Source organism: Caulobacter sp. GW821-FHT11A05 (assembly GCF_058809015.1).
The window spans coordinates 223044-232538 of the sequence record NZ_JBXASF010000009.1; the positions used below are offsets into that span (position 1 = coordinate 223044).

The window sequence follows — 9495 nt, forward strand, 5'->3', positions numbered from 1 at the left end:
CGCTACGGCTTGGGGCCGATGTACTTGTCGACGAAGGCCAGCATCTCGTTCAGCGCCTTGATGTCCTCGGACTCGGCCCAGCCGCCATGTCCCTGGCCCTCGTAGCGGGTGAACGTCACAGACCGGCCAGCCTTCTTCAGCGCCTTCTCCATGATCTCCGACTGTTCGATCGGCACGTTCCAGTCCTGATCGCCGTGGACCAGCAAGACAGGGGGGCCGTATCCCGTCGCATAGGTCGCCGGCGAGGCGGCCTTGAGCATGGCTTCGTCGGCCTTCGGATCGCCGACCGACTTCAGCCAGTAGGCATAGCGCGGCGAGTCGGTGTCGAACGTCTCCTTCTCCCACTTCTGGCTGCGCACCAAGTCGGACAGGCCGGCGCGGGAGACCACGCATTTGAACAGGTCCGGCCGTCGGGCCCCGCCCTGCAAGGCGACGTAGCCACCATACGAGGCGCCGACGATACAGATCCGGGCGGGATCGACCTTGCCCTGCTTGATCAGGGCCTCGACGCCGTCGAGCACGTCGTCCTGCATCCGCTGGCCCCACTGGCGATAGCCCTGCTCGGCGAAGCCGGCTCCGAAGCCGCCGGAGCCGCGGAAATTGGGCTGGAAGACGACGTAGCCGCGGCTGGCAAAGGCCTGGCCCCAGCGATCGAAGGCCAGATAGTCGCGCACCTCCGGGCCGCCGTGCGGCATGACGATCAAGGGTGGCAGCCCCTGGCCCTTCTGGGCCGGCGGGGGCGTTGTCAGATAGCCGCCCAGCTCGACGCCGTCGCGCGCCGACCACCGCCAGGGCGCCATGACCCCCATCCGGTCGGGAGCCAGTTTCGGCCACTGGGCGCCCAGCAGCTCCACCTTGCCGGCCTTGCGGCTGTAGAGGTAGAGCGAGCCCGGCTCGTCAGGCCCGCTCACCGCAAGCACCTGAACGCCGCCGTCGCGGGACTGCGAGGTCATGACGATGTTGCGCTGGCCCTCGAAAAACCTGTCGACCGCCTCGGCCTCGGTCCGGTGGCCCTTGTCGAGGTATTCGCAACGATAGGTTTCGGCCCAATAACAAACGGCAGCCAATGAGCCGTCTTCGTACTGGATGATGTCGCTGACATCGTACCTGGGGTTGGAGAACAGCCTCTCGCCCATGGTCTTGGTGACGAAGTCGTAGAGCCGAAGTTCCCGGGTGTCGCCCTTGCTGCGGTCCTTGGCCGGAGCGGACACGAAGAGGGTCCCGGGCTTGTCGGTGGCCCCCAGCACGTCCAGATCCTGTACGACCGGCAGGTCGCGCTCACGGACGGAGAACAACTCGCGCCAGGCCGTCTGGCCCTCTGTCCGGCCCATGACCCGCAGCCCGCCCCTGCGGCCGTAGACATCGTAGCGCAGAATGGCCTTGCCCTTGCGGTCGACGACCCAGCCGCGGGTGCGATCCTCGCCCGTCTCGACGATCGTGGCCTCACCCGTGACGATGTCGATCTTCTGCAGGTGCAGAGGGCGCGGGAACGGGGAATAGGTGTTGCCGCCGAGCGGGAAACCCTCGACCGCCAGCACATGGGTGGGATCATCGACGAGAGGGTCCAGAATCCGGTGCGTGCCGACCCCGCTGGTCGACATGCCATAGCCTTCCAGCGGCCGGATCGGCGACTTCAAGGGGATTCGCCGCACTGCGCCGCCGGCGCGCGGGACGGCGTAGAGGATGCGGCTTTCGCTGCCGACTGAGTCAGCGACCTGCTTGCCGTCCTTTTCCTTCAGCGCGATCTTTCCGGCGGCATCCTTGGTCATCCGAAGGCCGCTGTGCAGGAACAGCAGGGTGTCGTCGGTCTTCCAGTAGACTTCCTGGATGGTCGAGAGGTCGAAGCCGGGAGCGTTGAAAATCTCCGTGCGGCTCCGCCCTTCCAGATCAATGATCACCAGTCGGTCCTTGTTGACCACCCGCTGGACCAGGGCCAGGTAGCGACCGGAGGGCGAGACCTCGGCGCTTAACCGGCGACGCGCAAACAGCTCCTCGGCCTTCAAGGGACCGGCCGCGACCGGCGCAGCGGCCGGCTGGGCCTGGACGGCGACACCGCCTGCACCGACCAGACTGGCGACCGCGACCAGCAGCCCGACGATCTTCTTCACTTCAACACCCCCTCAAGAAACCCGATGGCCCTGCTCAGCACCGTCATCGGCTGCTGCGGCGTCCAGCCCCTGTGGCCCAAGACCTTGACCTCCAGATCGTCGGCGCTCCTCCTGGCGACCTTCAGGGCGTCGCGCATGGTCTTGGACTGGTGGGGATCGACGATGTCGTCCTTGTCGCCTTGGATCAGCAGCACCGGGTGCAGAGGCGCTGGGCTCAGCGATCCCACTCATAGTGGTCGCGCACCTCGGGCCCGCCGCGGAGCGGCCGATGAAGGCGGGGCTTCCGCGGCGGCGACCGGATCAGGTGTCAGGGCCGGCGGGACGAACCCCGCGCCGGCCATGGCGGCCGCAAGCTGGCGACGTGCAGGCTTCACCCCGAAACGCTCCCCCCAAGAACTGCCCGCGAGGTTGCAACCGGCGCTTTCACGCGTCAAGGCGGCTCAATTCGCGAGCATCAAGAAGGTGCGCGGTCTGCACGCCCTCACAGCATCGAGGGAATCACCCGGTCCGGCGGCCGGTGGCCGTCCATGAAGGTCTTGATGTTGACGATGACCTTCTCGCCCATGTCGATCCGCCCCTCGACCGTGGCCGAGCCCATGTGCGGCAGCAGCACGACGTTGGGCAGCTTGAGGAGCTTGGGATTGATCGCCGGCTCGTGCTCGTAGACGTCCAGGCCCGCCCCGGCGATGTCGCCGCGCGACAGCATGTTGGCCAGGGCCCCCTCGTCGATCACCTCGCCCCGCGCCGTGTTGACGACGATGGCGTGGCTCTGCAGCAGCTTGAGGCGGCGGGCCGACAGCAGGTGGTAGGTGGCCGGGGTGTGGGGACAGTTGACCGAGATGACGTCCATCCGGGCCAGCATCTGGTCGAGGCTCTCCCAGTAGGTGGCCTCCAGCTCCTCGGCGACGCGGGGGCTGACGGGCTTGCGGTTATGATAGTGGATCGACAGGCCGAAGGCCTTGGCGCGGCGGGCCAGGGCCTGGCCGATGCGGCCCATGCCGATGATGCCCAGCCGCTTGCCCCAGATGCGGCGGCCCAGCATCCAGGTCGGCGACCAGCCCTGGAATTCGCCGTTCTGGACGACGTTGGCGCCCTCCACCACCCGGCGGCTGGCGGCCATGATCAGGCCCATGGTCAGGTCGGCGGTGTCCTCGGTCAGGACGCCGGGGGTGTTGGTGACGATGATGCCGCGCTGGTTGGCGGTGGCGACATCGATGTTGTCGACGCCCGCGCCGAAGTTGGCGATCAGCTTCATCCGCTCGCCGGCCCGCGACAGCAGGCGGCTGTCCAGCCGGTCGGTGATAGTCGGCACCAGCACATCGGCCCGGCCGAGCGCGTCCAGCAGCTGTTCGCCGCCCATCGGCTTGTCGTCGAGATTGAGCTCGGTATCGAACAGCTCGCGCATCCGGGTTTCCACCGGATCGGGCAGCTTGCGGGTGACGATGACTTTAAGTCGTTTGGCGGCCATGACGCAGTCGATTGGAGCAAGGGGCTGCGCCCGGATGGGCGTCACCGCGACAGATAAAGCGCGCGGGCCCCGAGTGAAACCCAAATGCGTACGCAGGGGCGAAATGAGCGAACTTTGATCAATGCCCATTTTCCAAGGTTTCGCCTCGGGGCTCCCTTCTCCCCTTGTGGGAGAAGGTGGCGCGAAGCGCCGGATGAGGGGTCGATGACTCTTTGACGCTGCGATGGGGGGGCGACAGGCCGTGTCGGCGGCCGGTGCGACCCCTCATCCGTCGGCTTCGCCGACACCTTCTCCCACAAGGGGAGAAGGGAGCCCCGAGGCGCACTCACCAAGTGTCCGCGCCCATCTCAACGAAGCCTTCACCATGTTGTAGCCGTTTAGGGCCTGATTCCGTTTCGAGCCAACCCATGCGCGCCCTGCCCGTCATCCTGCTGAGCACCTGCCTGATCACGGGCTGCGGCGAGGCGGAGGCGACCAAATGCAAGACACGGTCGGGGTTTCCGGTGCCGCGCTTCGTTTCCCTGAAGTCCGGCGAGGTCAACGCCCGCAAGGGGCCGGGCGAGGATCACCGCATCCTCTGGGTCTGGCGGGTGCGCAACATGCCGCTGATGGTCGTCGCCGAGAGCCGCGAATGGCGCAAGGTCCGCGCGCCCAACGGCGACGAGGCCTGGGTCAAGGCCCAGATGGTCGACGGCGGCAGTTCGGTGATGCGCACCAAGGCCGGCGACCTGCCCCTGCTCGACAAGCCGAAAGAGGGCGCGAAGGTCGTCGCCTATCTGCGCTCCGGCGCCGTGGCCATCCAGGTCAAGCACAGGGACGGCTGGAACCAGCTCAAGGCCGGCGGCGAAGAGGGCTGGGCCCCGGCCGGCGAGGTCTGGGGCGGCGGCCCGGCCCCCGACTGCAAGGGTGTTACAGTTCCGGCGGGTTGAGGCCGGCAGTTGAGGCAAGTTGGGGGCCGTGCTACCCCCCGCCCCCAAACCAAGGCTGCAAGGAACCGCCGCCCGACAGGCGGCATTGAAACTTCATGACCCAGGACCGCAAGTCTTCCTTCGACTACGACGATCTCATCGCCTGCGGGCTGGGGGAGATGTTCGGCGACGGCAACGCCCAGCTGCCGGCTCCGCCGATGCTGATGATGGACCGTATCACCCTGATCACCAACGAGGGCGGCCTCTACGGCAAGGGCGAGATCGTCGCCGAGCTGGATATCAATCCGGACCTCTGGTTCTTCAAATGCCACTTCATCGGCGACCCGGTCATGCCCGGCTGCCTGGGCCTGGACGCCATGTGGCAGCTGGTCGGCTTCTTCCTCGGCTGGTCGGGCGCCCCCGGCAAGGGCCGGGCGCTGGGCGTCGGCGAGGTCAAGTTCACCGGCCAGGTCACCCCGAACGTCAAGAAGGTGGTCTACCGCATCAATCTGAAGCGGGTGATCATGCGGAAATTGATCATGGGCATCGGCGACGGGGTTCTGGAAGCCGACGGCAAGCCTATCTATGAGGCCAAGGACCTGCGCGTCGGTCTGTTTGACCCCGCGACCATGGTCTGACGCGTCCAAAAGCAAAAACGCGCGTTTGTAGCGTCTAGGGAACAGCAAGGAGTCGCCATGCGGCGTGTCGTCGTCACCGGCATCGGTATCGTTTCGTCGATCGGCAACAATGCCAATGAAGTCCTCGCCTCGTTGCGGGAGGCCAGGAGCGGCGTGACCTTCGCCGCCGACTACGCCGAGCTGGGCTTCCGCTGCCAGGTCAAGGCCATCCCCGACATCGACTGGGAGTCGATGGTCGACCGCCGCGCCGCCCGCTTCCTGGCCGCCGGCACCGCCTACGCCCACATCGCCATGGACCAGGCCATCGCCGATAGCGGCCTGGAAGAGTCCGAGGTCTCCAACGAACGCACCGGCCTGATCGTCGGCTCGGGCGGCCCCTCGACCCGGGTCATCGTCGAGGCCGCGGCCACCACCCGCGAAAAGGGCCCCAAGCGCATCGGCCCGTTCGCGGTGCCGAAAGCCATGAGCAGCGGCCCCTCGGCCGTGCTGGCCACCTGGTTCAAGATCCGCGGCCTGAACTTCTCGATCAGCTCGGCCTGCGCCACCTCCACCCACTGCATCGGTTCGGCCTATGAGCAGATCGCCATGGGCAAGCAGGACGTCATCTTCGCCGGCGGGGCCGAGGAGGAGCACTGGACCCTGTCCAACCTGTTCGACGCCATGGGCGCCATGTCCTCGAAGTTCAACGACAGCCCGGCCAGGGCCTCCCGCGCCTACGACACCGAGCGCGACGGCTTCGTCATCGCCGGCGGGGCCGGCATGCTGGTGCTGGAAGAGTACGAACGGGCCAAGGCGCGCGGCGCCAAGATCTACGGCGAGATCGTCGGCTACGCCGCCAACAGCGACGGCTTCGACATGGTCGCCCCCTCGGGCGAGGGCGCCGAGCGCTGCATGAAGCTGGCCATCGACAGCGCCGGCGGCCGCAAGATCGACTACCTCAACCCGCACGGCACCTCGACCCCGGTCGGCGATTCCAAGGAGATGGGCGCGGTGCGCAACCTCTTCGGCGCCGACAAGGCCCCGCTGATCAGCTCGACCAAGTCCCTGACCGGCCACAGCCTGGGCGCCGCCGGCGCGCAGGAGGCGATCTATTCGATCCTGATGCTCAACAACGGCTTCGCCGCCCAGAGCGCCAACATCGAAAACCTCGACCCCGAGTTTGCCGACCTGCCGATCCTGACCAAGCGGTCGGACAAGCCGCTCGAAACGGTGATGAGCAACAGCTTCGGTTTCGGCGGCACCAACGGCTGCCTGATCATGGCGCGGGTGTAGGCAGGATAAGCGTGCCGCCGTTGCGTGTTCGAGCGGTTCCGGCGGAGAATGCCCGCCATGGCATTCTCGGACTACATCGTGTTTGCGGACGAAAGCGGCTCACCGGTCCTTGAGGGGCCAGATCCGACGTTTCCCGTCTTCGCGCTCAACTGCGTTCTGGTCTCGAAGACCAGCTATGCGCAGCAGATTGTGCCGGCGCTACAGACCTTGAAGTTCGACTTCGTTGGCCATGACCAGCTTGTACTTCACGAGCGGGACATTCGTCGGCAACAGAAGGACTTTGCATTCCTGCAAACCGGGCCGGAAGTCCGCGAGGCCTTTTTGGAGCGTATCAACGATCTGGTGCGAGACTCACCCATGGATGTGTTTGCCGGCATCATTCACAAGGTTCGCCTCAGCGCGAAATATGCGGACCCTTGGAGTCCGTATCAGATCGCGCTTCACTTTTGCTTGGAGAACCTTCTGGCCCGACTTACGCGATTGGGACAGGCTGGGCGCGTCGTCCACGTGATCTTCGAAAGTCGAGGGCGGAAGGAAGATACTGAGCTCGAACTTCAGTTTCGCCGCATCGTCAGCAACCAAGCAGGCTGGGGATACAAGCAGCCCGACTTCGCAACTCTGACCTGGGAACCGATCTTCACGGACAAAAAGTGCAATTCATCCGGGTTGCAGCTTGCTGATCTGATGGCCCGCCCGATCGGGCTGAAAGTTCTCCGGCCCCAACAGGAGAACCGGGCCTTCGACCTGATCCGCCCAAAGCTGGCAAACGGCGGGATGAAGATTTTCCCCTAGAAAGCAGAAAGGCCCCTGAGAAACCCAGGAGCCCATCGCCGACCGAGAAACCCCAGTCCATTTCGCCTTTGACATTACACCAAATGGCGGCCGAATTCAACGAATCGGTACGGCCGAGGTTCAGAATGACAACTACCGCCACAAGCAGCCGCCGCACCCTGATCCTTGGCTTCGCCGCCGCCTGCCTCGCGCCGCGCGCCCTCGCCCAGCCGCAGTTCATCACCCCGCCACTGGCGCCGCTGCGCATGGACGCCAGCCGGATCACCAAGATCACCGTCTGCCTGCGGCCGTTCCGGGCCGCCGGCCCGCGCCTCGACGTCGAGAAGGTCGGCCGCAAGCGGGTGGTGCACAACTACGGCCACGGGGGCAGCGGCTGGTCCCTGTCCTGGGGCTCGGCCCAGATCGCCACCGCAAAGGCCCTCGAGGGCGGCACAAAGAACGTCGCCGTCATCGGCTGCGGGGCCATCGGCCTGACCACCGCCCTGACCCTGCTGCGGGCCGGCGCCAAGGTGACCATCTACGCCAAGGACCGCGCGCCCTACACCCGCTCGGCTCGCGCCACCGGCACCTGGTCGCCCGACAGCCGCGTCGCCGACGCCGACAAGGTCGACGCCAGCTTCCCGGCCCTCTGGGAGGGCATGACCCGCGCCTCCTACGCCCACTGGCAGACCCTGGTCGGCCTTGACGGCGACCCGGTGACCTGGACCGACCGCTACACCCTGTTCGACGCCGATGGAGGCGGCGGCCCGCCGGTCAGCTTTCCCGAGCGGCCGACGACCGTTCCCGACATCCGCTTCTGGCGTCCCGAGCCCTATCCGGAGGGCATCGACCCGCGCTGGCGCAGCCTCGATCCGGCCCAGACCCCCTTCCCGGTCGGCCGGGTGCGCCACGGGACCTCGATGCAGTTCAACGTCGCCGAACTGGCCCACCAGCTGACCACCGACTTTTTGATGGAGGGCGGCCGGATCGAGACCATGACCTTCAACACCCCGGCCGATCTGGCGCGCCTCAAGCAGCCGGTGATCGTCAACTGCACCGGCTACGGCGCCCGTGCCCTGTGGAAGGACGAGACGGTGACGCCGGTGCGCGGCCAGATCACCTGGCTCGCCCCGCAGCCGGAGGTCCGCTACGGCCTCTACTATCGGCATGTGAACGTCCTGCCCCGGGCCGACGGAATCGTCGTCCAGTACGGCGGTCAGAACGAGATGTGGGGCTACGGCTCGGAAGACGAGACCCCCGACCTGGCCGAGGCGCAGGCGGCCATCGCCACCATCGCGCCCCTGTTCGAAGCGCCAAAGCCTCTATAAACCCGCCTCAAGAGATCGAGGAGACGCCGCATGGCCGACGAGTACAGCTTCCCCAAGGGTGACCTGATGGCCGGCAAGACCGGACTGGTCATGGGGGTCGCCAACCATAATTCCATCGCCTACGGCATCGCCAGCCAACTGGCCGCTCAGGGCGCCAAGCTGGCCTTCGCCTACCTGCCGGACATGGAAAAGCGCGTCCGCCCGCTCGGCGAGGCCATCGGCGTCACCGACTTCATCCCCTGCGAGGTGACCGACGACGCCTCGATGGACGCCGCCTTCGCCGACGTCGAAAAGCGCTTCGGCGGGCTCGATGTGCTGGTCCACTCCATCGCCTTCGCCAACAAGGACGAGCTCAAGGGCAGCTTCGTCGAGAACACCACGCGGGAGGGCTTCCTCACCGCCATGAACATCTCCGCCTTCAGCTTCGTCGACGCCGCCAACCGCGCTTCGAAGATGATGAAGCCGGGCGGCTCGATGGTCACCCTGACCTACCTGGGTTCGGAGCGGGTCATCCCCAACTACAACACCATGGGCGTCGCCAAGGCGGCCCTGGAAGCGGCCACCCGCTACATCGCCCGCGACCTCGGTCCCAAGGGCATCCGGGTCAACGCCATCTCGGCGGGGGCCATGCGCACCCTCAGCCTGGCCGGCATCAGCGGCGGCCGCGGCCTGCTCAGTCAGGGCCGGATGTTCAGCGCCCTGAAGGAAGACACCTCGATGGAAGGCGTCGCCGGTTGCGCCCTGTGGCTGCTGTCGGACCTCGGCCGCTCGACCACCGGCGAGGTCATCCACGTCGACGCCGGCTTCCACATGATCGGCCTGCCCGACGAGTTCGCGAATTTGGCAGGGTAAGAACGGTTCCTTCTCCCGCTTGTCGGGAGAAGGTGGCCCCGAAGGGGTCGGATGAGCAACTGTGTTTGGTTAAGCGGTGAGCTGTGTCCAGGGCTTGTTGTCTCTGAGCATGGCGTTGAGGGTGGTGAGCATTTTCCGGACGACGGCGAT

At 66.4% G+C, this 9495-nt stretch carries 9 protein-coding genes; 6 read left to right on the forward strand and 3 right to left on the reverse strand.

Annotated elements, in window-relative coordinates:
• Nucleotides 1–2: 2 nt before the first annotated feature.
• The 3 genes from AC1RSK_RS14870 to AC1RSK_RS14880 all read right to left on the reverse strand — a co-directional run bounded on the left by AC1RSK_RS14870 (nucleotide 3) and on the right by AC1RSK_RS14880 (nucleotide 3576).
• Nucleotides 3–2108, reverse strand: coding sequence for an alpha/beta hydrolase family protein (locus tag AC1RSK_RS14870; protein WP_492908348.1), 2106 nt, complete (start codon nucleotides 2106–2108; stop codon nucleotides 3–5).
• A complete protein-coding gene (locus AC1RSK_RS14875) occupies nucleotides 2105–2335 on the reverse strand; it encodes an alpha/beta hydrolase family protein (protein WP_492908349.1) in 231 nt (76 codons plus the stop codon). Before AC1RSK_RS14875 ends, AC1RSK_RS14870 begins: the two co-directional genes overlap by 4 nt.
• A 254-nt stretch (nucleotides 2336–2589) precedes the next feature.
• On the reverse strand, nucleotides 2590–3576 hold the full coding sequence (locus AC1RSK_RS14880; RefSeq protein ID WP_492908350.1) for a 2-hydroxyacid dehydrogenase: 987 nt from the start codon (nucleotides 3574–3576) through the stop codon (nucleotides 2590–2592).
• Nucleotides 3577–3983: 407 nt separating this feature from the next.
• Here AC1RSK_RS14880 and AC1RSK_RS14885 point away from each other — a divergent pair, with 407 nt between their 5' ends.
• The 6 genes from AC1RSK_RS14885 to AC1RSK_RS14910 all read left to right on the forward strand — a co-directional run bounded on the left by AC1RSK_RS14885 (nucleotide 3984) and on the right by AC1RSK_RS14910 (nucleotide 9345).
• Complete coding sequence (locus tag AC1RSK_RS14885; protein WP_492908351.1) at nucleotides 3984–4505, forward strand: SH3 domain-containing protein; 522 nt, start codon at nucleotides 3984–3986, stop codon at nucleotides 4503–4505.
• Between the two features lie 95 nt (nucleotides 4506–4600).
• Nucleotides 4601–5122, forward strand: a complete 522-nt coding sequence (fabA, locus tag AC1RSK_RS14890) for a 3-hydroxyacyl-[acyl-carrier-protein] dehydratase FabA (protein WP_492908352.1) — start codon at nucleotides 4601–4603, stop codon at nucleotides 5120–5122.
• Between the two features lie 57 nt (nucleotides 5123–5179).
• Nucleotides 5180–6394: a beta-ketoacyl-ACP synthase I gene (gene fabB / locus AC1RSK_RS14895; RefSeq protein WP_492908353.1), complete on the forward strand. Its 1215-nt coding sequence runs from the start codon at nucleotides 5180–5182 to the stop codon at nucleotides 6392–6394.
• Between the two features lie 57 nt (nucleotides 6395–6451).
• Nucleotides 6452–7186, forward strand: coding sequence for a DUF3800 domain-containing protein (locus AC1RSK_RS14900; protein ID WP_492908354.1), 735 nt, complete (start codon nucleotides 6452–6454; stop codon nucleotides 7184–7186).
• A 125-nt stretch (nucleotides 7187–7311) separates the two neighbouring features.
• A complete protein-coding gene (locus AC1RSK_RS14905) occupies nucleotides 7312–8493 on the forward strand; it encodes an FAD-dependent oxidoreductase (protein WP_492908355.1) in 1182 nt (393 codons plus the stop codon).
• Between the two features lie 30 nt (nucleotides 8494–8523).
• On the forward strand, nucleotides 8524–9345 hold the full coding sequence (locus AC1RSK_RS14910; RefSeq protein WP_492908356.1) for an enoyl-ACP reductase FabI: 822 nt from the start codon (nucleotides 8524–8526) through the stop codon (nucleotides 9343–9345).
• Nucleotides 9346–9495: the final 150 nt, after the last annotated feature.

Coding starts and splice junctions, on each gene's coding strand:
- AC1RSK_RS14885 (WP_492908351.1), top strand. CDS start 3,984: ATGCGCGCCCTGCCCGTCATCCTGCTGAGCACCTGCCTGATCACGGGC.
- AC1RSK_RS14900 (WP_492908354.1), top strand. CDS start 6,452: ATGGCATTCTCGGACTACATCGTGTTTGCGGACGAAAGCGGCTCACCG.
- fabA (WP_492908352.1), top strand. CDS start 4,601: ATGACCCAGGACCGCAAGTCTTCCTTCGACTACGACGATCTCATCGCC.
- AC1RSK_RS14880 (WP_492908350.1), bottom strand. CDS start 3,576: ATGGCCGCCAAACGACTTAAAGTCATCGTCACCCGCAAGCTGCCCGAT.
- AC1RSK_RS14910 (WP_492908356.1), top strand. CDS start 8,524: ATGGCCGACGAGTACAGCTTCCCCAAGGGTGACCTGATGGCCGGCAAG.
- AC1RSK_RS14905 (WP_492908355.1), top strand. CDS start 7,312: ATGACAACTACCGCCACAAGCAGCCGCCGCACCCTGATCCTTGGCTTC.
- fabB (WP_492908353.1), top strand. CDS start 5,180: ATGCGGCGTGTCGTCGTCACCGGCATCGGTATCGTTTCGTCGATCGGC.